This window comes from Pseudomonas sp. MWU12-2319 (genome assembly GCF_023242525.1).
Taxonomy (GTDB): domain Bacteria; phylum Pseudomonadota; class Gammaproteobacteria; order Pseudomonadales; family Pseudomonadaceae; genus Aquipseudomonas; species Aquipseudomonas gingeri_D.
The window spans coordinates 382,759-404,470 of sequence record NZ_JALJES010000002.1 but is presented as its reverse complement, the minus strand read 5'-3'; the positions used below and the strand labels follow the sequence as shown (position 1 = coordinate 404,470).

The 21,712-nt window shown below is 61.3% G+C and carries 16 protein-coding genes; 11 read left to right on the top strand and 5 right to left on the bottom strand.

Annotation, left to right across the window (positions count from 1 at the left end; all coding sequences use genetic code 11):
* Positions 1 to 212: 212 nt before the first annotated feature.
* From M5C01_RS04530 to M5C01_RS04515, 4 genes are all read right to left on the bottom strand, one after another.
* Positions 213 to 4,058 carry a rhamnan synthesis F family protein gene (locus tag M5C01_RS04530; RefSeq protein WP_152737429.1) on the bottom strand — a complete coding sequence of 1,282 codons (3,846 nt, stop codon included), beginning with the start codon at positions 4,056 to 4,058 and terminating at the stop codon, positions 213 to 215.
* Between the two features lie 15 nt (positions 4,059 to 4,073).
* Positions 4,074 to 5,435, bottom strand: coding sequence for an ABC transporter ATP-binding protein (locus M5C01_RS04525; protein WP_152737583.1), 1,362 nt, complete (start codon positions 5,433 to 5,435; stop codon positions 4,074 to 4,076).
* Positions 5,425 to 6,243 (bottom strand): ABC transporter permease, encoded by an 819-nt coding sequence (locus M5C01_RS04520; RefSeq protein ID WP_178129756.1) that lies wholly within the window; start codon positions 6,241 to 6,243, stop codon positions 5,425 to 5,427. The genes M5C01_RS04525 and M5C01_RS04520 overlap by 11 nt, the downstream gene beginning before the upstream one ends.
* A gap of 76 nt (positions 6,244 to 6,319) precedes the next feature.
* Positions 6,320 to 7,240, bottom strand: a complete 921-nt coding sequence (locus M5C01_RS04515) for a glycosyltransferase family 2 protein (RefSeq protein ID WP_283094104.1) — start codon at positions 7,238 to 7,240, stop codon at positions 6,320 to 6,322.
* A gap of 271 nt (positions 7,241 to 7,511) precedes the next feature.
* Here M5C01_RS04515 and M5C01_RS04510 point away from each other — a divergent pair, with 271 nt between their 5' ends.
* From M5C01_RS04510 to M5C01_RS04460, 11 genes are all read left to right on the top strand, one after another.
* Entirely contained in the window at positions 7,512 to 7,868 is a 357-nt protein-coding gene (locus M5C01_RS04510) for a hypothetical protein (protein ID WP_152737428.1), read from the top strand.
* Between the two features lie 101 nt (positions 7,869 to 7,969).
* Positions 7,970 to 8,722 carry a CDP-diacylglycerol diphosphatase gene (locus tag M5C01_RS04505; protein WP_103495775.1) on the top strand — a complete coding sequence of 251 codons (753 nt, stop codon included), beginning with the start codon at positions 7,970 to 7,972 and terminating at the stop codon, positions 8,720 to 8,722.
* A gap of 212 nt (positions 8,723 to 8,934) precedes the next feature.
* Positions 8,935 to 9,894 carry a MoxR family ATPase gene (locus M5C01_RS04500; RefSeq protein ID WP_103495776.1) on the top strand — a complete coding sequence of 320 codons (960 nt, stop codon included), beginning with the start codon at positions 8,935 to 8,937 and terminating at the stop codon, positions 9,892 to 9,894.
* A gap of 8 nt (positions 9,895 to 9,902) precedes the next feature.
* On the top strand, positions 9,903 to 10,847 hold the full coding sequence (locus M5C01_RS04495) for a DUF58 domain-containing protein (protein ID WP_152737427.1): 945 nt from the start codon (positions 9,903 to 9,905) through the stop codon (positions 10,845 to 10,847).
* Positions 10,844 to 11,338, top strand: coding sequence for a DUF4381 domain-containing protein (locus M5C01_RS04490; RefSeq protein WP_100942933.1), 495 nt, complete (start codon positions 10,844 to 10,846; stop codon positions 11,336 to 11,338). The genes M5C01_RS04495 and M5C01_RS04490 overlap by 4 nt, the downstream gene beginning before the upstream one ends.
* Positions 11,331 to 12,407, top strand: a complete 1,077-nt coding sequence (locus M5C01_RS04485) for a VWA domain-containing protein (protein WP_152737426.1) — start codon at positions 11,331 to 11,333, stop codon at positions 12,405 to 12,407. The genes M5C01_RS04490 and M5C01_RS04485 overlap by 8 nt, the downstream gene beginning before the upstream one ends.
* A complete protein-coding gene (locus M5C01_RS04480) occupies positions 12,404 to 14,164 on the top strand; it encodes a tetratricopeptide repeat protein (RefSeq protein ID WP_152737425.1) in 1,761 nt (586 codons plus the stop codon). The genes M5C01_RS04485 and M5C01_RS04480 overlap by 4 nt, the downstream gene beginning before the upstream one ends.
* Positions 14,161 to 15,810, top strand: a complete 1,650-nt coding sequence (locus M5C01_RS04475; protein WP_152737424.1) for a BatD family protein — start codon at positions 14,161 to 14,163, stop codon at positions 15,808 to 15,810. The genes M5C01_RS04480 and M5C01_RS04475 overlap by 4 nt, the downstream gene beginning before the upstream one ends.
* A gap of 20 nt (positions 15,811 to 15,830) precedes the next feature.
* Complete coding sequence (locus M5C01_RS04470) at positions 15,831 to 17,075, top strand: exonuclease SbcCD subunit D C-terminal domain-containing protein (protein ID WP_152737423.1); 1,245 nt, start codon at positions 15,831 to 15,833, stop codon at positions 17,073 to 17,075.
* On the top strand, positions 17,072 to 20,713 hold the full coding sequence (locus tag M5C01_RS04465) for an AAA family ATPase (RefSeq protein WP_152737422.1): 3,642 nt from the start codon (positions 17,072 to 17,074) through the stop codon (positions 20,711 to 20,713). The genes M5C01_RS04470 and M5C01_RS04465 overlap by 4 nt, the downstream gene beginning before the upstream one ends.
* On the top strand, positions 20,710 to 21,318 hold the full coding sequence (locus tag M5C01_RS04460) for a glutathione S-transferase (RefSeq protein WP_152737421.1): 609 nt from the start codon (positions 20,710 to 20,712) through the stop codon (positions 21,316 to 21,318). Before M5C01_RS04465 ends, M5C01_RS04460 begins: the two co-directional genes overlap by 4 nt.
* A 177-nt stretch (positions 21,319 to 21,495) precedes the next feature.
* Here the strand turns inward: M5C01_RS04460 and M5C01_RS04455 are convergent, their stop codons facing one another.
* Entirely contained in the window at positions 21,496 to 21,675 is a 180-nt protein-coding gene (locus M5C01_RS04455) for a hypothetical protein (RefSeq protein WP_103495784.1), read from the bottom strand.
* Positions 21,676 to 21,712 lie beyond the last annotated feature (37 nt).

Genomic DNA, 21,712 nt, shown 5'->3' with positions numbered 1-21,712 from the left:
AGTACAGAGTGACAGGTTGATGAAGCTGGCCGCGACCCAGGGGTCACATTCACGTTCAAGATAGTCGCACACGATGGCAATGGCCGGGTGCACAGGCTGTATTTTCGTGGACGACGCTCCGTTGCGCAGCTTAACGAGTGCGCGAACGCCGCTGCTTGCGGCGCTGCGACATATTCGGACATTGGCTGGTAGCACAAGTGCGGAAGGTGTGCTTAAAAAGATGAAACGCGAAGCCCCAGGAACTGCGAGACGTTCAATTCGCCGTTACCGCAGAAGTCATCTTCGACCTTGAAGTGGCCCGCAAATGCCTCGGGCAGGACGATGCCTCCTTCGATCATCAGCGCGAAGGGGTACTGGGCCGTCACCGGGGAAAACTCCACCTTCAGCACCGAGGGGCCATAGGCCTCGAGCAAGCTGGAAAAATAGCGGTTCACGCCCTCTATCACGGTGCAAACCAGGTCGAGGGCAGGCTGGTCCTTGCCTGAGAAAACAATCCGCTCCGCCAACGCGAGGGGCGCGTCAGCCGGGGGGCGGGTGTAGCCGACCACCTGGCCATGGGGCGCGGTAAAGACCGCTTCCAGGGCCAGGCTGTGGGCTTCAACCGGTTGCATGCTCCGTTTCAGGTGAAGTGCATCGTTGAAAAAGCCCTGGATTTGCCCCCCAGCCTCCTCCACCTGCTGCGCTGCCGGATTGGTGATCATGTAAAAACCGTCCAACGGACGCTGGAGGATTTTCTGAAGCCGGTGCTGGATGGTGCCGGCATATCCCAGGTCCACCAATGCGCAACGAGCCGCCGGATCGATGTCGAGCGCCGCCATATAGGAGCTGAAGGCCGCTGACTGCTCGATGCAATAACCGGCGATGACATCGCGGTGATCAAGTACATATTGCTTGACCTTGGCCTCATCCCCCGGCAGGACAACGAGTTCATTACCGCCCACGGCGGCAAAACCCAGTCTGGCTTTCAACAAAGCACTCATCGTGCCATTGAACCGCCCGCCACGGAATAAATCTTCAACTTCGATCCCCTGCCCCCACAACACCGCCAGCAACGATTGCCGCGAGCAAAAGAAGTACTCGGTCGTTTCCCTGAACAAGTCGGCATAATGCTGGTCAAAAATCTCCTTGAGGTAGAACCCGTCCCTGGCCAAAAACAACACGCGCTCGTAATGCCCCGATACCAGCTGTTTACCCAGCCAATTCAAAAAGGCCATGATCAGTGGGCCATAGACCAGATACCCGACATCGACCAGGTTGGCCAGCACCACGGGTTTGAAGCCCTTGTCCAACAGAGGGTTGTTGGCAATAGCCTGAACCGCTGGCCCCAGTGCCAGCCCATCACGCCAGTCACCCTCGCCTTCGCGCCATCCGTCAGGCAACTGCAATCCCCGCTCCAGCGCCAGGACGGCAGGATTGAGGATGCCCACCGCAGAGAGCCCATTACGCAGCACCTGCTGGATATCCGACTGCTCGTTATCGCCCATATGCCGGATCAACGGCCCTTCGAGAGCGATCAGATAAGGCCATATATCGCCCCGATCCTTGCGCCGGCCTAACTCGCTGGAAACATAAATCTCGTCGACCTGCCCCATGACCCCAAACTTTTCCAGCACCGCCACGATGAAAGAGCGCTCGAAATAACTGTCGCTGACCACGATCACCCGCTTGCCCTGAAGTTTGAACCCACAGAGCACACCGAGAACCGCACGCCGCGGGACCAAGCAGCGTTGCTCGATTTCCAGCTCTATCGCCATCGCGGCCCGGGCGATATCAGCCTCCCAGCCGAAAAAAGAGAAACACCCATAAATATCAGACAGTTTGACCTCACCGTTTTCCGCAAGCGCTCGTGCTCGCGACTCGGCTGACTTTCGGACGGTATAGAAGTCGTCGGCGCAGGACATAGAATGACGCTGTTCCAGCTCAAAACCGATGTAATGCTGTACATCTTCAGGCGATACGGAAATCCTGGAGAACAGGGTATCGAAAAAATCAAAAGACACCACCGGGAATCCGGCAGCCTCCTTGATGTGCCTGCTCGTTTCAAGGTAATGACTCAATAACTTACTGCCGCCCCCCCAAAGAAAGCGTTCACTTCGCGGATTGATTTCCCCATAGACATAGCCTGTCTCCTCGGCAATGACGCCAATGGAACGTTCGATCACATGGGGCAGCGTACCGTCATCTCCGGCCGGCTCAGGCTCGAAGTCTTCGTAACGCCATTCGACATCGAACAAAGGCTTCAAGGCGGCAACGCGCGCCCAGAACATCGCGCCTACCGGAAAATCAATAAAACCTCGCTTGGGGTAGCGAGTGATATTCAACCTGGCGAAAAAATCCGGCAGTAGATGCCCAACGGATAACCAGTGATGAAACCAGTAACTTGCACCTTGCGCATAGGTTTCAGGGGCAATGACACCGGCTTGCGGTTGATCTCGATAGACCCCTCGAATCAAGTCGACGATGTCCGGGCTTCCCAGCAAACAGTCGAACAGATACGTCCTCCAGGCTTTCTGATCGCCGCCTGTGCGCAGCGATTTTTTAGTGTGCAGGTGCAGCATCAATTCATGCGCCTGTATCTGCGTGCTGAACGCCACCAACCAGGGCGCAAAATTCCGTCCGCGGTTCGGACACACTTTCACTTCATAACGAACGATGCCATGCCCGTCCAGCACCTGCATCACCGCCAGACGACTCGCCTCATCCGTTACCGTGAGATAGAAATCACAGTTGCGTCCCAGATTCCGGAAGTAATGCGCCATCTCTTCAAAGACGTCGGGGTAAAACACATGAATGACCACCGCGACACTCTGTACCTTCACGTTTGCAGCGCCCCGTCCCTTGTCTGCCAACTCCCGGTAGTCCAGGCTGCGTATCGATTCCCTGGCCGTCCCGAAATGGCCAGGTGCAATATTTATCGCACCCTGTAAAAGCCGATGGCCAAAGAGCCTGAACGCGACCCGACGCAATAACGGCTGCACAAATGCCGGCGCACGACGATAAACAGCGCGGCCAAGGGACTTCAATTTGCGCGGTAACGGCGAGCCGACAGCTACGGAACGTCCCGACAGCAACTGCTTGATAAATCGTAGAGGCGCCGTCAGTTGCCAGGAATGGGACGTCAACAACGCCCGGTTCTGCAACATCAGCTCAGAAACCCGGCCACGCAGGACATCTCCAGCCTGTTCGAGACCGCTGATTCGATTCGTCAGCGTGGCATGCTCAGCTTCGAGCCTGATCACACCGGACTTCAGTTCAGAGTTGACCTCCCCAAGCCTGGTCAGGCCTGACCTCAGCTCAGCATTCACCTCTTCCAACCTGGTCATACCCGACTTCAGCTCGGCGTTGACCTCTTCAAGGCCTGTCATTTGCTCCTTCAGCGCAGCATTTTCTTCATCAAGCTTGAGGATATTCATGAGATCCTCAGGCTCACTGGGCTCGACGGTTTCAACGCCAAGATCGTATCGCTGCAAATAGCGGACTCGTCCGACCTTGTCCGAGACGTGGAAGGCGACCCGGGAAATACTTTCCCCGGTTTTGCCAAATACGCCCACATAATCATTCCAACGCTCTTCCGGACGCGGACCAAGCTGAGCGCCGACAAATGACTCGATCAGCACCGGCGAGTAGCCATTTCTCTGCCCCCATTGAACCAACGACTTTCCTGAGTCAGGATAAAAACGCCAGCTGTCTACCGGGTGACGATGAATATAACCATTGCTGGGGGTATTCAAATAAAACAGCCCGTCCGCCTTCAGAATCCTCAGGACCTCCAGGAACACCAACCAGAACATATCCGAATGTTCGAAACAGGAACTGGCAATCACCACATCGACAGAGCACTCCTCGAAGGGCAGGCAATAAGGGTCCTCCAGAACCTGGTCAACATTGCGCCCCTCGACAAAATCACACCCGATGTAGTGATAGCCGTCAGGAATAAAAGCCCTGAGTGATCCGTTGACGTCCTGGGAGCCCACTTCAACGACTTTGACCTGCCGACCATCCCGGTACTGGAGCGACTCGATAAAATGCTTGCCGTGCATCATTGCAGAAGGATGCATAAACCTCCTTTACACTCAGTGGTGATCAACACTCAGGCTTATATTCAGGAAGGGGATACCCATAATTCCGGTCGATACCGGATCGTGGTGCGACCTGATCAGCAAACCTTCATGACACCAATGCAATTGCTTGTGATCATGCTGTTCACCATTGGCGATAGCGACTTGAATCACATAGTCACCTTTTGCCAGCCAGGGCATGAAAAACTCGAACTCCGCTGTCAATATCGACCCCGCCTGCGCGGAACAGGTGCTGCCCAGTTGGCTGATATAGGTGTTGTCACCAAACAGGGTCTGTCCCAGGCGGTCCTTTACAAAAAAACCGATAATGGGTCTGTCCAGAAACACAAAGGTCTGGGCCTCTATCTTGAGGCTGACGCGCTCACCGCCCAATATCCAGGTCAGCCCCGCGCCGGACGAGTCGGTCAACCTCACCGCGATGATTCGAGCCTCCTCACCACCAAAGGCATCGGGCGCTTGCGGATCGAACCTGAACACCTCGATATCATTTCTGAGATTGCTCGAATTGATGTAATCCGCGCGCTGATCGCGCCACTCCAAGGTCGTACGCCCCTGTCGCTTCATGGCGCTTTCAAGTTGCGCGTCCTGCTGCCCCGTCGCTCCCGACTGATCGCGACTGATAGAGGAAAACAAGTCATTCAGATAACGCTCGCAGACCCAGCGAGCCTCGCCCATTTCCCTGGGCTGCCCATGATCCAGCCACAGTACCCGATCGCAAAGATTGATGACCGAAGCCGTGTCGTGACTGACAAAGATCAGTGAATGCTCTTCCTTGAACTTGCGGATAAAACGCATGCACTTTTGCGAGAAGTAGGCATCGCCTACCGAGAGGGCTTCGTCTATCACCAGGATATCGGCATCGACATGGGCAATGACCGCAAACGCCAGACGCACGTACATACCGCTGGAGTAGGTTTTGACCGGCTGCTCCATAAATCCGCCGATATCCGCAAAGGCCGCTATCGCGGAAAATCGCAGATTGATGTCTTCGATGCTCAAGCCATACAGCGAAGCCGCCATATAGACATTTTCGCGCCCGGTGAACTCGAGGTTGAAACCGGCCCCCAACTCCAGCAATGCCGCCACCCGTCCCTGAACCCGAATGGCGCCCGATGCCGGCGTCAAGGTTCCGCAAATCAGCTGCAACAACGTTGATTTACCGGAACCGTTGCGACCAATCACCCCGATGGCCTCGCCCTTTTTCATTTCGAACGAGACATCTTTCAGTGCCCAGAACTCTCGGTAATAACGCTTTCGCCCGAACGACAGCATTTGCACCAGCCGATCACTGGGTTTGTTGTAGATCTGGTAGCACTTGCTGAGCCCCTCAGCGGAGATGGCAATATCAGAGGACATCGGCAAACCCCCTGCGGGTTTGTTGGAAAAAGGTCAGCCCGAGCCAGGCGAGCACGCCACTGGCCAGCAACGACAAGCACCAGGGCCCCGGGTCGGGCAACGTGTCCCAGATCAGCACCTGCCGGGCATTTTCAATAACCTGGGCCAATGGATTCAGATACATGAGGTGCTGGAAGCGTTCGGGCAACGCAGTGACCGGATAAAAGATCGGGGACAGAAACAGCAGTGCGGTGATCAATACACCGACCAGGTGGCCGATATCGCGAAGGTAAGTGCCCAATGACGCCAGGACCCAGGACACCCCAAGGGTAAACAACAGCAACGGCAGTATCACCAGGGGCAGCAACAGTGAGGTCAGGTGCGGACTCTGGAAAAACAGCGAATAGAACACCAGCCAGACACATAGATTGACCAGAAACTGAAACAGCGCACCCGCCAGCAGCACAATCGGCAGCACTTCAAGTGGGAAGACAATTTTCTTGACATAGTTGGTATGAGCGAGCACCACGCCCGGCGCTCGACTGATACATTCAGAGAACAGATTGAAGACAATCATGCCGACAAAAAGAATCAGGGAAAACTCCAACGGCGAACTATTGCCGGCGCCCCAACGAGATTTGAATATCCCGCCAAAGACAAAGGAGTAGATACCCAACATGAACAGCGGATAAACCAGTGACCATAAAACGCCCAGAAATGAACCGCGATAGCGCCCGACAATGTCACGCCGTGCCAACATCAACACGAGACCTCGGTGACGCCACACACCCCGCGACATATCCCTCTGCCCGCTCGTGAGCTCATGCATTCGATCCCTCCTTCTGTTCATCAGAAAACAGCGGCCTCTAGGCCGGGCTAAACAAACCGCCAATCACAAAAGACGTTCAGATTTTTCTGATCAAGGCAGCAAACAGCAGTCCCAGATTGCCGCCGAGTGTCTGTCGATAGACGCCGGAACGGCGAATACCGGCGAGCCGAGGGAACAGTGGCTGATCGCGAGCCGCTTTGAAGTTTGAAAGGGTTTCAACACTCTGCTTATCCAGGCGATGGCTCATCACTTCCAGCGCTCGGATATTTTTCCTGCTCCACTCATGAAAGCGCCCATGGAGCACCATCCACAGTCGATAAAGACGCGCCCACCAACTGGCATTACTGCCCACCAGATTGCTCTTGTGCTGACGATAGAGGGTCTTGGCATGGGGATCGTAAAAGACCACGCCGCCCTTGGCACCGGACACCAGTTGATAAGCCCACCAGTCATGGGAAACAATGGCGATATACGGGCCCGCTTCGCGTAGAAGCTCCCGGGCGGCATGATTGAATACCATGGTATTACCACCGCCGATGCACTGTACCAGGGCATTGGCAAACTTCGGCGGCTGGGAAAACTTCGGCGACTGGCCGGCGGCGATGCCCAACTCACTGATCAATTGGGTGCGACCACAATAAAGTGCCGGGACCTGCTCAGGCACACTTTGCAGCCACATCAGCGCCGTTTCGAGTTTGTCCTCGTTCCAGATATCGTCCTGATCGGACCAGGCGTAAAAATCCGCCTGAACTTCAGCACGACAGGTCAATGAGAGAAAGTTGGCCGCAAAGCCCTTCTTCGGCCCGGAAAATATTTTCAGGCGATCTCGCGGCCAATCACTGGCACAACGGCGGACGACTTCCAGAGTGTTATCCGTGGAGCCGTCGTCGGATATTGCCAGGCTCCAGTTGAAATGGCTTTGACGCTCAAAGGAGTTGATCTGTTCGGCCAGAAACCGCTGGCCATTATAGGTACACATCAAGATTGAGACTTTCAAGGCCCAGCCCTCCGTCAAAAGATTCTTACGAAAAATCTTCAACCGGACGACAAATGCTGGAACTCGGCTTGACGGTGATTATCAAGACTTCCGGCGACAACGTCTACTGTCAGAAATGACAGGTCTGTACGAGTACCCCCTGACGATAGAAATAATCAAACCATATCCGGATGCGTCTTATAACCATTAAGCTTTCCAGTCACTCAACCCTGAAAAATATCCCGAATACAGGCAAAATAGCGCTCCCCCCGCCCAGACAGGACATTCCCCCATGCAGCTCAGCACCGCCCACCTTATCGCCAACCCCTGCGACGATGAAGAAGACAAGATGGCCATGCTCTGCTGCCATAGCGACAAGGGCGAAATGTTCCTGATGACCCGCTATCCCGACGAGGATGAGCTGGAGATCACCCTCGATGGCGAACCCTCCACCCTGGACGGCATCAAGGTGACCCTCAGCGCCACGCGCCTGCTGATCGAAATCGCCGCCGCCGATGCCGATGCGCTCAACGGCGACGATCACCTCGAGATCCAGCACCAGACCGCCGCGGCCGACCTGGCCGAAGTCGAGCAAACCCTGAAAAATATTCTTGCCGGCACCGGCACCTATGTCAGCGAACTGGGCTGACAGCCGATTGGCTTGAAACATCCGCGATCAGAATCGACACAAAAAAGCACGAAGAGCTGGTTTAGAGTGTCCCGGTTTTTACTTCTGATCAGGAAAGTGGCATGAGCAAGTGGCTGAAAATTTCAGGGCTGGTGTTGGTGGTCGCTGTACTGGCGGCGGGGTCCTGGCTGATCTGGGGACTCGGCAAAGGCAATGCGCTTTGGCAGATTGTCGGCCAGCAATGCGTGCCCCATCAGCAGGACGCCCAGAACCCCGCGCCGTGCCTGAGGGTGGATCTGCAGCAGCACGTTGCCTTGCTCAAGGATCGCCAGGGCCCGCTGCATGACCTGACCATTCCCACTGACCGGGTCACCGGCATCGAGAGTCCGCTGCTGCTCGAGGACAATGCCTACGCCTTTTTCGCCAGTGCCTGGCAGCAACGTGGGCGCCTGTCCGCCGAAGCCGGCAAACCGATCAAGGACGAGTTTCTCTCGCTGGCCATCAACTCGCCGTATGGCCGCTCCCAGGGCCAACTGCATATCCATCTGGCCTGCCTGCGCCCCGGGATCTACCAGCAACTGGTCGAACAAGCCCCGCGGGTGACCCAGGCGTGGCAGCCCCTGGCGGTCAGGCTGAACGGCCATGAGTACCTGGCGAAACGCCTGAACGGCCAGGACCTGAAACAGGAAAACCCGTTCAAGGTGCTGGGTGAATATGCCCGACAACAGGGTGACAGCCTGTCCCACTATGGCCTGGCCCTGGTGGTAGCGCCCGGCGGTGACCTGTTGCTGCTGGCGAACCGTTTGAGCCTGGTCGGTTTCAGCCGCGGCTCCGCCGGCGAGATCCAGGACTATGGCTGCGCACTGGCCCAATAACCCGTAACGCGAGCGCCCCCCCGCCCAGTGAGAAATCACCTGGGCGGGGCTGCTTACAGGAGATGATTCCCAACCAGGTAAGACTTTTCCTCAAAATCCATAAAAATCCCCATAGCCGTTAGTCGCCACCACCCCCGATGCATTAAAGTAACGCCCCCAGCCGTGACATTCATTCGAATGCCGTCGGCCACCCTCTCCAGGAACACTCATCGATGGAACATCGTGAAGCGCTGCTTGCGCTGCGAACCTTTCTCTCAGCCCAGATCCTCGGCCAGGAAAAACTCGTCGAGCGCCTGTTGATCGCCCTGCTGGCCGACGGTCACATACTGGTCGAAGGCGCCCCGGGCCTGGCCAAGACCAAGGCCATCAAGGAGTTGGCCGAAGGCATCGAAGCGCAGTTCCATCGCATCCAGTTCACCCCCGACCTGCTCCCGGCCGACATCACCGGCACCGAGATCTATCGCCCGGAAACCGGCAGTTTCGTGTTCCAGCAAGGCCCGATCTTCCACAACCTGGTGCTGGCGGATGAAATCAACCGCGCGCCGGCCAAGGTCCAGTCGGCCCTGCTGGAAGCCATGGCCGAACGCCAGGTCAGCGTCGGGCGCAGCACCTACGACCTGTCGCCATTGTTCCTGGTGATGGCGACCCAGAACCCGATCGAGCAGGAAGGCACCTACCCGCTGCCCGAAGCCCAGCTCGACCGTTTCCTGATGCACGTCAAGATCGGTTTCCCCGATGCCTCGGTCGAACGGCGCATCCTGCAACAGGCCCGGGGCGAAGCCCTGAACGGCGAAACCAAGCCCGAGCGCCGGGTCAGCCAGCAGGCGATCTTCGCCGCGCGCAAGGAAATCCTCGGCTTGTACATGGCCGATGCGGTGGAGGAGTATCTGGTGCAACTGGTGATGGCGACCCGTACGCCGGCCAAGTTCGACCCGGAGATGGCCGAATGGATCGCCTACGGCGCCAGCCCTCGCGGCTCCATCGCCCTGGACCGTTGCGCGCGGGCCCATGCCTGGCTGGCCGGTCGCGATTTCGTCAGCCCCGAGGATATCCAGGCGGTGCTGTTCGACGTACTGCGCCACCGTATCATCCTGTCGTTCGAGGCCGAAGCCGCCGGGATCGACCAGGATCGGGTGGTGCAGCGCATCCTCGATGTCGTCGCCGTCGCCTGACCCGGACCATGATCGCGCCCCTGCCCGCCGAACCCGGTATCCGCACCACCCTCGCCGAACTGATCGAGATGCGCCATCGCGTGCGCGAAGTGCAGCTGTTCTCGACGCCGAGCCAGCGCAGCCCGCTGATCGGCCTGCACCACTCGAAACTGCGCGGGCGTGGGGTCGATTTCGACCAGGTGCGGGTCTACCAGGCCGGCGACGATGTGCGCACCATCGACTGGCGCGTCACCGCCCGCACCCAGGAACCCCATACCAAGCTGTTTCACGAAGAACGCGAACGGCCGATCTTCATTCTGGTGGAACAGAGCCGCCAGCTGTTCTTCGGCTCGGGGCTGACCTTCAAGTCGGTGCTCGCCGCCCAGGCCGCGAGCCTGATCGGCTGGGCCGCCCTGGGCCACAACGACCGGGTCGGCGGCCTGGTCTACGGCGACAACGAGCACTACGAGATCAAGCCGCGGCGCAGCAAGCAAAGCCTGTTGCAACTGCTCAACCGCCTGGTGCGGGTCAACCACTCGCTGCACACCGAAACCGCCGCCGATCCCAATGCCCTGGGCCTGGCGCTGATCCGCGCGCGCAAGGTGCTGCGCCCCGGCAGCCTGGTGATCGTGATCTGTGACGAGCGAGCCCTGAACGATGCCGCCGAACAACAACTCAGCCTGCTCTCGCGTCATTGCGACCTGCTGATGCTGCCGGTCTCCGATCCCCTCGACCATGCCCTCCCCGCCGCCGGCCTGTTGCGTTTTGCCGAGCGCGGTGCGCAGTTGGAACTCGACACCCTCAACCTGGAGCTGCGCCAGACCTACCGCGCCCAGGGTGAAGCACGGATTGCCCGCTGGGAGCTGCTGGCGCAGAAACTGCGGGTGCTGTTGATGCCCTTGAGCACCCAGAGCGAAATGGTCGAGCAGTTACGCGAGTACCTGAACCCCCAGCGACCGGGGAAACAACCATGAGCAGCCTGGAGCAACTGCAACCGCTGATCACCCCGCCGATCCAGGGTTTCTGGCCACCGGCACCGGGCTGGTGGCTGCTGCTGGCACTGATTCCGCTGCTGGGCGTCGGGCTCTGGTACCTGCGTCGCTTCCTGCCGGCCAAGCGCCCCGTCGCCCGCGCCGAACAGCCCCTGGACCCGGTGCGCCTGGCCGCCCTGGCGGAACTCGCGCAGTTGCCCAAGCCCTATGATGGCGCACCGGCCGGAGCCTGGCTGCAACAACTCAACGGCCTGCTCAAGCGCCTGTGCCGCAACCATTACCCCTACAGCCAGAGCCACACCCTCAATGGCCGTAAATGGCTGGCGTTCCTCGACAACCGCTGTCCAGCCGCCGGCCTGACCCGCTGGATGGTGCTGGTGGAAGGCGCCTACAAACCCGAATGCAAGCTCGACGACAAGGCCATCGCCGGGTTGAGCCAGGCGATCGACACCTGGATCCGCAAACATGTTTGAGTTCGCCTGGCCCTGGCTCTTTGCCTTGCTGCCGCTGCCCTGGCTGATGCGCATCCTGCTGCCGGTGGCCGACAGCGGCGAAGCATCGCTGAAGATCAGCTTTCTCGCCGATCTGGAAAGCCTGGCCCGCCGCCGCGCCCGGGTCAGCCTGCCGAGCTGGCGCCAGCAACTGCCGTTCATCCTGCTCTGGCTGCTGCTGTTATGCGCCGCTGCGCGGCCACAATGGCTGGGCGACCCCTTGCCGCTGGCCGCCAGCGGTCGTGACCTGCTGGTGGCGGTGGACCTGTCCGGTTCCATGGAATACCCCGACATGCGTTGGCAGGACGAGGACATCAGCCGCCTGGGCCTGGTCCAGCACCTGCTCGGCGATTTTCTCGAGCACCGCGAAGGCGATCGCGTGGGCCTGATCCTGTTCGGCAGCAAGGCCTATGTGCAGGCCCCCCTGACCTTCGACCGACGCACCGTGCGCATCTGGCTGGATGAAGCGAAGATCGGCATCGCCGGCAAGAACACCGCCATCGGCGACGCCATTGGCCTGGCCATCAAGCGCCTGCGCCAGCGGCCGGCGCAAAGCCGGGTGCTGATCCTGGTCACCGACGGCGCCAACAACGCCGGCGAAATCGATCCGATCACCGCCGCGCACCTGGCCGCCGAAGAAAGCGTGAAGATCTACACCATCGGCATGGGTGCCGATCCGCAACAAACCGGGACCCTGAGCATGCTCGGCCTGAACCCGAGCATGGACCTCGACGAGCCGGCGCTGAAGGAGATCGCCAGCATCACCGGCGGTCGCTATTTCCGTGCCCGCGACGGCCAGGAGCTGCAAGCCATCAAGGAAACCCTCGACCAGCTTGAACCTGTCGCCCAACAACCCACCCAGGCCCGCCCCGCCCGAGCGCTGTATCACTGGCCGCTCAGCTTGGCCCTGCTGATCAGCGTGTTGCTGGTGATCCGCGAACGCTGGCCGGACAACCTGCTGCAACGCTGGCTGGCACGCCGGCAGTTCCTGCCGCAGCGCCCGGAATGGCGCCAACGCCTGGAACGCCTGCGTCTGCGGAGGCGTCGATGATCGAAGCCCTCTGGCCACACTGGTTCCGCCCTATCTCGCTGTTGGTCCTGCCGCTGCTGGGTTGGTTGCTGTGGCAACTCTGGCACCGGCAGAAGCGCGCCGGCCGCTGGCAGATGATCCTGCCGACGGCGTTCCATCGGGTCCTGCTCAATGGTGGCAGCCGCAACAGCAGCAAACTGCACCTGATCGTCCTCGGCCTGGGCTGGACTCTCGCCGCCCTGGCCCTGCTCGGGCCGAGCTGGCAGCGGGTCGAAGAGTCCACCCAGAAACCCTTGGACCCGCTGGTGGTGCTACTCGAGCTGACGCCGGACATGCTCGCCACCGACACCCCGCCAAATCGACTGGAACAGGCCCGGCGCAAACTGTTCGACCTGTTGCGCGCTCGCAGCGACTCGCAGACGGCGATCATCGTCTACGCCGGCAGCGCCCATACGCTGGTGCCGCTGTCCGATGACCTGGGCACCAGCCGCAATCTGCTGGACGCGATCAAACCCTCGATCATGCCCGAGGAAGGCCATCGCGCCGACCTTGCAGTAAAAAAGGCCCTGACCCTGCTCGAACGTGGCGCCCTGGGCGAAGGCCGGCTGCTGCTGATCGGCTCGTCCCTCAGCGGGCAGGAACGCCAAGGCATCCGCCAGGCCCTGGACGGTAAGCCCCACAGCCTGCTGATCCTCGGGATCGGCACCCGCGATGGTGCGCCGGTGGCCCAGGAGAACGGCGGTTTCCTCAAGGACGACCAGGGCACGATCCTGGTGCCGCATCTCGACAGCCAGAGCCTGAAGGACTTCGCCGGCGAAATCGGCGGCCGCTACCGCCAGGCCCGCCTGGACGACAGCGACCTGCGCGGCCTAGGCCTACTGGACGGCCCGCGCCACCTGCGCAAGGACGGCCAGACCGTGCAGCTCGACAGCTGGGCCGACCAGGGCTACTGGTTGCTGTTGCCGCTCCTGCTGCTGGCCGCCTGTGCCGGACGGCGTGGCTGGTTGTTCTGCCTGCCACTGTTCTTCCTGTTCCCACAGCCGAGCCAGGCCTTTGAGCTGAGGGATCTATGGTTGCGGCCAGACCAACAGGGCCAGCAGTTGCTTGAGCAAAAGCGCCCGCTCGAAGCCGCACAACATTTCGAGGACCCGCAATGGCAAGGCCTGGCCCTCTATGAAGCCGGCGACTACGCCGCCGCCGCGAAGAAGTTTGCCGAAGGCGACGATGCCAACGCCCACTACAATCGGGGCAATGCCCTGGCCCGCAGCGGCGAGCTGGAAGCAGCGCTGGACGCCTACGAACAGGCCCTGGAACGTCAGCCGGACTTGCGACCAGCCTTGCAGAACCGGACACTGGTGGAAGAGTTGCTCAGGGAAAAACAGGCCAAGCCACCGGTTGAGCCAAGCAAGCCCGCCGACGCCGCCACAACCGGCAACGAACAAAACGCCGCGCAATCGGCCCCGGCCGGGACGAATTCGTCCAGCACCGCCACGGCGCAGTCCGCGCCCCAGGAACAGAACCCGGCGACCGGCAACCAGCCGCCGGACGCCCAGGCCAGCCAAGCGGGCAATCAGCCCGGCGGCAACGAGGTACCCGGCAGCGAGCTGGGCGACGAACAGACCACCCATCCGCCCTTGCGGGCCGCCGCCGATATCATCGACGGTGAACGCCACCAGGCGTTGGAACAATGGCTGCGACAGATCCCCGATGACCCGGGAGAACTGCTGCGGCGCAAATTCTGGTACGAACAACAGCTCCATCAGGACAAGACCCGATGACCCTGCGCTTCTCCCTGTTCCTTACGCTGCTGCTCTGCGCCAACCTGTCGGCCCATGCCGAGGGCTTGCTGGCCAGCGTCGACCGCACGCGCCTGAACTCCGGCGAGTCGGTGGAACTGACCCTCGAATCGAAGGATGTCACCCAGTTCGGCAAACCCGACCTGGCCCCGCTGGACCCGCAGTTCGAAGTGCGCGGCACCCGCCAGGTCAACCAGTTGACCACCCTGGGCGGCGAAAGCCAGGCCACCACGCGCTGGATCGTCACCCTGACGCCAAAGGCAAACGGCAACGTGACGATCCCGGAATTGCACCTGGGCGAACTCAGCAGCGAGCCGATCACCCTGCAGGTGCTGCAAGGCGAGGACCAGGCCGCGGCCAGCAACCTGGCGCCGGTGTTCATCGACGCCAGCCTCGACCAGGACAGCGTCTACGTCCAGGCCCAGGCCGTGCTGACCCTGCGCATCTATCACTCGGTGTCGCTGTATGACGACAGCAGCCTCACCCCCTTGCAGATCCCCGATGCCCGTATCGAGCAGTTGGGCGAGTCGCGCACTTACGAAAAGCTGATCAATGGCGTGCGCCATGGCGTGATCGAGTGGCGTTATGCGATCTACCCGCAGCACAGCGGTGAACTGACGATCCCCGCGCAGGTGTTTACCGCCACCCTGGTGGACGCCCAGCCGAATCAAAACCAGGGCCAGGTGCCCCAGGGCGCCAAACCCGGCAAATTGATGCGCGTCAGCTCCGAGCAGATGCGCTTGCAGGTCAAACCCCAGCCCGATACCTGGCCCGCCGACGTGCCGTGGCTGCCGGCCCGTAGCCTGAGCCTCAGTGAAAGCTGGAGCCCGGAACCGGATCACAGCCAGGTCGGCGACTCCCTGACCCGCAGCCTGACCCTCAAGGCCGAAGGGCTCTCCAGCGGGCAACTGCCGCCGCTGCCGGCGACCACCCTCAATGGCTTGCGGCGCTACCCGGACCAGGCGCAACTGAGCAACCAGAACACCGAACGCGGCCTGATCGGCACCCGCGAAGAACGTGAGGCGCTGGTGCCGACCCACAGCGGCAGCTTCGACCTGCCGGCGGTGGAAGTGACCTGGTGGAATACCCATGAAGAGCATATGGAGCGCAGCACACTGCCGGCGCGGACCCTGCAAGTGGCGAACAACCCGAGCCTGGCGGTGGACACGCCGGTGAGCAGTGCCGCCAACAACACGCCGCCGCAACCGCCGCTGCTGTGGGCCTGGAAACTCAGCACGCTGATCCTCGCCTGCACCACCCTGCTGGGTTTCGGCCTGTGGTGGCGGGCCCGCTCGCAGCCGGCGGTGCACCGCGCCGCCCAGACCGGCCCGAGCCCACGGACGCTGCTCGACGACCTCAAACGGACCTGCCTGGCCAACGATCCCCAGGCCACCCGCCAGGCCCTGGATGCCTGGGCCCGGCAGCAACCGGAAACCCTGGCCGACATGGCCGCGCGTTTTGTCACCCTGTCCGATGCCCTGGACGGCCTCAATGGCGCGCTCTACAGCGAAAGCGGCCAGTACTGGCAGGGTGAGGAACTGTGGCGGGCGATCCGCGCGATCCCGGTCGCCGAGCGCATCCAGGACCCGGCCAGCGACAGCAGCCTGCCGCCGCTCTACCCCAAATAATCGATAAGTTGGAGTTTGCCTTGCGCCTGTTTCACACCTCCGACTGGCATCTTGGCCAGAACCTTCATGGCCAGGAGCGAGATTTCGAACACGCCTGTTTTCTCACCTGGCTTCTGGCCCAACTCAAGCAACAGCAGCCCGATGTCCTGCTGATCGCCGGCGATATCTTCGACACCGTCAACCCGCCGGTCAAAGCCCAGGAGCGCCTCTACGACTTTATCGTCAGCGCCCACGAACAACAGCCGCTGCTGACCATCGTGATGATTGCCGGCAACCACGACTCCGGTTCCCGTATCGAACTGCCCGCGCCGCTGATGCGCCGACTGCGCACCCACGCCGTGGGCCGGGTGCTGTGGCTCGACGATGGCGAGCTGGACAGTGAACGCCTGCTGCTGCCATTGCCCGCCGCGAACGGTGAAATCGCCGCCTGGTGCCTGGCCCTGCCCTTTCTGCGGCCCGCCGAAGTCACCGGCACGCAGTTGGGTGACCACTACCTGAAGGGTATCGGCGAGGTGCATCGCCGACTGATCGCCGCGGCCAACGCCAAGCGCCAGCCGGGCCAGGCCCTGGTCGCCATCAGCCACGCACATATGGCCGGCGGCTCGGTCTCCGAGGATTCGGAGCGCAACCTGATCATCGGCAGCGCTGAGGCTCTGCCGGCAAGCCTGTTCGACGCCAGTGTCAGCTATGTCGCCCTTGGCCATCTGCACAAGCCGCAGAAGGTCAACGGCGAGGAACGTATTCGCTACTGCGGCTCACCAATTCCCCTGTCGTTCTCGGAAATCGCCTACCAACACCAGATCCTCGACATCGTCCTCGACGGCGAAACCCTGGTCAGCGTCGACAGCCGCCTGATTCCCCGCGCCGTGAACCTGCAGCGCCTGGGCCCGGTGCCATTTGCCGAGATCCTCGAACAGCTGGCGCAGTTGCCCGATGTCGACCTGCTGGCCGACCTGCAACGCCAACCCTGGCTGGAAGTGCGGGTACGCCTGGATGAGCCGCAGCCGGACCTGCGCCAGCAAGTGGAAACCGCCCTGCAAGGCAAGGCCGTGCGCCTGGTGCGGATCGCCGCCGAGTACGCCGGCTCAAACGGGGGTGAAGGCGAAACGGACAACGAGCGACTGATCAATCTCGATCAGCTCAGCCCGCAGGAACTGTTCAGCCGTGCCTGGCAGGACAGCTACGGCAACCCGGTGGACGAAGCGACCCTCAATGACTTTGCCCTGCTGTTGCAGGAAGTCCAGTTGGAGGGCGAACAGCCATGAAGATCCTCGCCATCCGCCTGAAAAACCTGGCCTCCCTGGCCGGCCCCTTCGAACTGGACTTCACCGCCGAGCCCCTGGCCAGCGCCGGCCTGTTCGCCATTACCGGCCCCACCGGCGCCGGTAAAAGTACCCTGCTCGATGCCTTGTGCCTGGCCTTGTTCGGCGCCGTACCCCGGCTGAACAATGCGTCGCGCGATGCCAAGGTGCCGGACGCCGATGGCGAGATCGGCACTGGCGACCCGCGCACCCTGCTGCGCCGTGGCACCGGTGCCGGCTATGCCGAAGTGGATTTTGTCGGTATTGACGGCCGCCGCTACCGCGCACGCTGGGAAGCCAACCGCGCCCGGGACAAAGCCGGCGGCAAGTTGCAGGCCAGCCGCCAGAGCCTGCGCGATCTGGACAGCGACCAACTGCTGGCCAGCCAGAAAGGCGAATACAAGACCCTGCTGGAAAGCCGCCTGGGCCTGAACTTCGAACAGTTCACCCGTGCCGTGTTGCTGGCCCAGAGCGAGTTCAGCGCCTTTCTCAAGGCTGACGACAACGAGCGTAGCGAACTGCTGGAAAAGCTTACCGATACCGCGCTCTATACCCGCCTCGGCCGGCGTGCCTTCGACAAGACCAAGCAGGCCCGCGAGGCCCACAAGCTGTTGCTGGACCAGGCCGGTGGCATCGCACCCATGGACGCTGAAGCACGGGTCGAGCTGGATCGACAATTCGGTGAAGCCCAACAGCAACTCAAGACCGGGCAAGCCCAGCTCAAGCAGCTTGAGCTACAGCACACCTGGCTCAAGGAACTGCTGCAACGGCAGGAACAACACCAGGCCGCCGCCGAGCAACTGCAAGGCGCTGAACAGGACTGGCAGGCCCATGGCGCCGAGCGCCAGCAACTCGCCCGCCTGGAACAACTGGCGCCACAACGGCATCAGTTCGCCCGTCAGCGCCAGTTGAACGAACAACTGGCACCACTGGCCGCGCAGATCCAGCAGCATCTGGACCAGCAGGCCGACTTGCAGGCCCGTCAGCAGCAGCTTGAACAGAGCCGATCGAATGCCCATACCCAGTTGACCGAAGCCCTGGCCCGGCAAAGCGATAGCGCGCCACTGCTACGCCAGGCCTTCGATGAACAGGCCACGCTGACCCACCTGGGCAAGGACCTGGACGATGCCGAGGGGCAGAAGCAGGCTACCGAGCAGTCCAGTACCGGAGGCCGCGCGCAGCTCACCTCACTGTTGGAGCAACAACAGCAGGTCGCCACGCGCCTGGAGCAAATCGCCGAACAGTTGCGGCACAGCGCCGCCCTCGCCCCGTTGAGCGAGGCCTGGAACGCCTATCGCGATCGCTTGCAACAGTTGATGCTGATCGGCAATCGACTGAACCAGGGCCAACGCGAGCTGGAGCAGTTGCAGGCACGGGTCGCCCACACCGACCAACAGCTTGCTGAGCAGCGTGGCGCGCTCGAAGTGCTGTACAGCGAAGCCGGAGCGGAACCGGCCGCTGTCGGCGAACAGATCCAGATTCTCGGCAGCCTGCTGCAGGACAATCGCAAGCAACTGCGCGCCTTCGAAGAACTGCAACGACTGTGGAGCCGCCAGCGCGAGCTGGACCAGCGCACCCAGCAGTTGCAGGAACGGCAGCAGAACGCCCAGCAGCAACGCGATGAACTCAACCGCGAAGGCCTGCAGGCACGGGATGAACTCAAGGTCGCCGAACAGGCCCTGACGATTACCCGGCAGTTGCTTGAACGCCAGCGCCTGGCCCGCAGCGCCAGCGTCGAAGAACTGCGCGGACAGTTGCAGGACAACCAGCCCTGCCCGGTATGCGGCAGCCATGAACATCCCTACCATCAACCCGAGGCGCTGTTGCAGAGCCTGGGTCGTCACGACGAGAGCGAAGAGGCCGCCGCACGGCAGGCCGTCGACACGCTGACGGAAAAGCTCAACCAACTGCGGGAAAAGGTCGGCGGGCTGATTGCCCAGCAGAAAGAACTGCTCACCCAGCAGGAACAACTGGCCCAGCAGCATCAGGAACTGGCGCCGAGCCTGCAAGCCCATCCGCTGCACAGCGCGCTACTGGAACAGGATGGCGCTCGCCGCGAGGCCTGGCTCAACCAGCAGTTGCACCAGTTGCAGCAGAACATCGGCCAGGACGAGCAACGGCAAACCGCCCTGCTCACCCTGCAACAGGATGCCGCGCGGCTCCAGCAACAATTGCAGGCCGCCACCGAAGCCAGCCAGGCCGCGCGCCAGCACTTGCTCGATCAGCAACGCCAGATGGGTGCCGATCAGGAACGACTGGAACAGGAACTGGGCACCTTCGCCAGCCTGCTGCCGGACGAGACCCTGCAAGGCCTGCGCAAGGATCCGGCGGCGACCTTCATGCAGCTCGATCAACAGGTCGCGCAACGTCTCGGCCAGTTGGAACAGCAGCGCGAGGAGCAGCAGGAACAGCGCGAGCGCCAGGAAAAAATCGAACTGGAGCAAGTTCGTCAGCAAACCCGAGAACAACAATTCGAAGGGCTGAAACAACGTTGCGCCGCACTCCTTGAGCAGCAGCAGGCCAGCCAGCTCAAGCTGGTCGGCCTGATCGGCGAACACGCCAGCGTCGAAGCCTGGCAGCAGCAGATGGACCAGGCGGTGGAGCATGCGCGGCAGGCCGATGCTTCGGCCAACCTGCAGTTACAGGAACTCGGTAGTCAACTGATCCAGCTCGGCGCCGACATCAAGGCCCGCCAGGAACGCCGGCAGGCCCTGGAACAGGAAAGCCTGGAACTGGCGCAACAAGTCGCGGACTGGCGTGCCCGCCACCCGGAACTGGACGACGCCGGACTTGAGCAACTGCTGGCCTGCGACGATGAACATGTCAGCCAACTGCGCCAGCAATTACAAGTCAGCGAAAAAGCCGTCGAGCAAGCCCGGGTGCTGCTGCAGGAGCGGGAGAAACACCTTCAGCAGCATCAAGCCCAGCACAATGGCAACCTCGACGCGCCAGCACTGGACGCCGCCTTGAGCGATCTGCAAACCCAGCTGATTGCCAGTGAACACCACTGTGCGGAATTGCGCGCGCGACAAACCGAAGACCAGCGCCGCCAGGACGCCAACCAGGAGCTGCAACAGCGGATCACCGAGGCCAACAACGAGTATCAGCGCTGGGCACGCCTGGACGCGCTGATCGGCTCGGCCACCGGCGATCGCTTCCGCAAACTGGCCCAGGCCTACAACCTCGACCTGCTGGTGCACCATGCCAACGCGCAATTGCGCCAACTGGTGCGGCGTTATCGCCTCAAGCGTGGCGGCAGCATGCTCGGGTTGTTGGTGATGGACACGGAAATGGGCGACGAACTGCGTTCGGTGCATTCGTTGTCCGGCGGCGAAACCTTCCTGGTCTCGCTGGCCCTGGCCCTGGGCCTGGCGTCGATGGCTTCGAGCACGCTGAAGATCGAATCGCTGTTTATCGACGAAGGCTTCGGCAGCCTTGACCCGGAATCCCTGCAGTTGGCGATGGATGCGCTGGACGGCCTGCAAGCCCAGGGCCGCAAGGTCGCGGTGATTTCCCATGTGCAGGAAATGCACGAGCGGATACCGGTGCAGATTCAGGTACGCCGCCAAGGCAACGGGCTGAGCACCCTGGAGGTGAAATGACGCCGGCCACGCTGTATTCGTTCCGCCGGTGCCCTTACGCCATGCGCGCACGCATGGCGCTACGGTATTCGGGGGTGGCGGTAGACATCGAGGAAGTCAGCCTCAAGAACAAGCCGGCGCGGATGCTGGAATTATCGAGCAAGGGCACGGTGCCGGTGCTGGCGTGTGCTGATGGGCGGGTGATCGAACAGAGCCTGGAGATCATGCACTGGGCGCTGGCCCAGCATGATCCGCAGGATTGGCTGCTCGGCAGCGATCCCGTGGCGGCACAGGCCACGGGGCTGCTGATCGAAGAGAATGACACGGTTTTCAAACGGTGGCTGGACCGCTACAAGTACGCGGTGCGCTACCCGGAGTTCCCCATGGAGCACTATCGGGAACAGGGCGGGCAATTTCTCTTGAAACTGGACGGTCTGCTTGCGCGTAACGGCCTTCTGCTGGCCGAACACCTGAGCCTGGCGGACATTGCAGTCGCACCTTTCGTGCGTCAATTTGCCCATGTGGATCAGGTGTGGTTTGCGCAAGCGCCGTACAAACATCTACAGAGCTGGCTGGAACAGTTCCTGGCATCGGAACTGTTCAACTCCGTCATGGCCAAGCCCTGACAGGGGCTTGTTCACTTGAAAGCGCTCAATCTGAAACCTGCAACATAACCCGAACCTGGACACATACCTTGTGGGAGTGGTGTGGGAGCGGTGCTTGCCAGCGAAGCTTTTGGTGGCCCCAAGGGCCTCTTCGCGACGGTCCAAACTCCCACAAGGTATGTGTCCAGGCGTCGGTGCTCAGTGCTGGGCTTTGTGATCCAGGGCGGCGTAGAAGTTGGCGCTCTGTTGCAGGTATTTCTGGGTGTAGCTCTGGGTGTGGCTTTTAGGGCTGTTGATTTCCACGTTGGCGCTGGCAGGCAGGGCTACGGTGGCGGAAACAGCGGAAGCGGCGATGATGGAGAAAAGATTGAAGTTCATGATGGTAACCCTCGATGTCAGTTGGCTTGCTTGCCCT

Excerpts from the sequence above, each read along its gene's own strand:
- M5C01_RS04530 (WP_152737429.1), bottom strand. The coding sequence starts at position 4,058 with ATGCATCCTTCTGCAATGATGCACGGCAAGCATTTTATCGAGTCGCTC.
- M5C01_RS04525 (WP_152737583.1), bottom strand. The coding sequence starts at position 5,435 with ATGTCCTCTGATATTGCCATCTCCGCTGAGGGGCTCAGCAAGTGCTAC.
- M5C01_RS04520 (WP_178129756.1), bottom strand. The coding sequence starts at position 6,243 with ATGCATGAGCTCACGAGCGGGCAGAGGGATATGTCGCGGGGTGTGTGG.
- M5C01_RS04510 (WP_152737428.1), top strand. The coding sequence starts at position 7,512 with ATGCAGCTCAGCACCGCCCACCTTATCGCCAACCCCTGCGACGATGAA.
- M5C01_RS04505 (WP_103495775.1), top strand. The coding sequence starts at position 7,970 with ATGAGCAAGTGGCTGAAAATTTCAGGGCTGGTGTTGGTGGTCGCTGTA.
- M5C01_RS04500 (WP_103495776.1), top strand. The coding sequence starts at position 8,935 with ATGGAACATCGTGAAGCGCTGCTTGCGCTGCGAACCTTTCTCTCAGCC.
- M5C01_RS04495 (WP_152737427.1), top strand. The coding sequence starts at position 9,903 with ATGATCGCGCCCCTGCCCGCCGAACCCGGTATCCGCACCACCCTCGCC.
- M5C01_RS04490 (WP_100942933.1), top strand. The coding sequence starts at position 10,844 with ATGAGCAGCCTGGAGCAACTGCAACCGCTGATCACCCCGCCGATCCAG.
- M5C01_RS04485 (WP_152737426.1), top strand. The coding sequence starts at position 11,331 with ATGTTTGAGTTCGCCTGGCCCTGGCTCTTTGCCTTGCTGCCGCTGCCC.
- M5C01_RS04480 (WP_152737425.1), top strand. The coding sequence starts at position 12,404 with ATGATCGAAGCCCTCTGGCCACACTGGTTCCGCCCTATCTCGCTGTTG.
- M5C01_RS04475 (WP_152737424.1), top strand. The coding sequence starts at position 14,161 with ATGACCCTGCGCTTCTCCCTGTTCCTTACGCTGCTGCTCTGCGCCAAC.
- M5C01_RS04465 (WP_152737422.1), top strand. The coding sequence starts at position 17,072 with ATGAAGATCCTCGCCATCCGCCTGAAAAACCTGGCCTCCCTGGCCGGC.
- M5C01_RS04460 (WP_152737421.1), top strand. The coding sequence starts at position 20,710 with ATGACGCCGGCCACGCTGTATTCGTTCCGCCGGTGCCCTTACGCCATG.
- M5C01_RS04455 (WP_103495784.1), bottom strand. The coding sequence starts at position 21,675 with ATGAACTTCAATCTTTTCTCCATCATCGCCGCTTCCGCTGTTTCCGCC.